Source organism: Aeromonas lacus, from assembly GCF_000764665.1.
Taxonomy (GTDB): Bacteria; Pseudomonadota; Gammaproteobacteria; order Enterobacterales; family Aeromonadaceae; genus Aeromonas; species Aeromonas lacus.
In genome coordinates this window covers 1-749 of record NZ_JRGM01000005.1, presented here as the reverse complement: position 1 = coordinate 749, position 749 = coordinate 1, and the positions used below count along the sequence as shown (strand labels likewise).

General features: G+C 41.4%; 1 protein-coding gene. It reads left to right on the top strand.

Annotated elements, in window-relative coordinates; all coding sequences use genetic code 11:
- Positions 1-749 (top strand): CS1-pili formation C-terminal domain-containing protein (locus LG31_RS20730; protein ID WP_152598244.1); only part of this gene is annotated, 749 nt, incomplete at both ends.

Genomic DNA, 749 nt, shown 5'->3' with positions numbered 1-749 from the left:
ATATTATGCAACATTGAACTTTAGTTTGCCTTTATCAACAGACTTTCAACTAGGACTCTCCCAGCAAGGAAATCAGCGTGAACTTGATTTACAAGTAGGAAAATCGTTTGAAGATAACTTGGTCAATTATGCAGCTGCAAGTGCATCAACAACGATGGTAGATGGTCAGCAAAGTAGTCGTTTAGGTGCATATCTAGATTATGCTGGTCGCTATGGCCAGGGATCAATCTCTATTGACGGCAGCAATGGTAGCTCAAGCATATCTCTTGCTAATCATGGCGTATTTTCGCTCACAGGCAATGGTGTCGCTGCGGGAAGTGGTGCTGGTGATGCTGCATTGGTCGTTGATGTGCCAGATATTACAACGGGGGACTTAGAAGTTGTCTTGAATGATCAGGCATACCCCCTTTCATCTGGCCGAAATCTAGTCTCTGTCCCTAGCTATAATACTTACAAGGTTAGTGTTCGTAATAGTCGAGATTCCGATGATAGTTATCAGATTATGCAAAGTACTGAAAGTTACACCCTATATCCAGGAAGCGTAGGTGAAATAAAGCCTAAGATTAAGCAGATGATAACCGTATTTGGTCATCTTGTAGATCACGCTGGTTTACCATTAGCAAATGTCAAAATAAATAACCACATTGGTATTACGACTAGCGACGATAATGGTAATTTTGCGGTCGATGGTGACAAGCGCCATCCTGTTATTGAGGTTAAAACAAAGACCGAAACGTTTAATGTAAGTA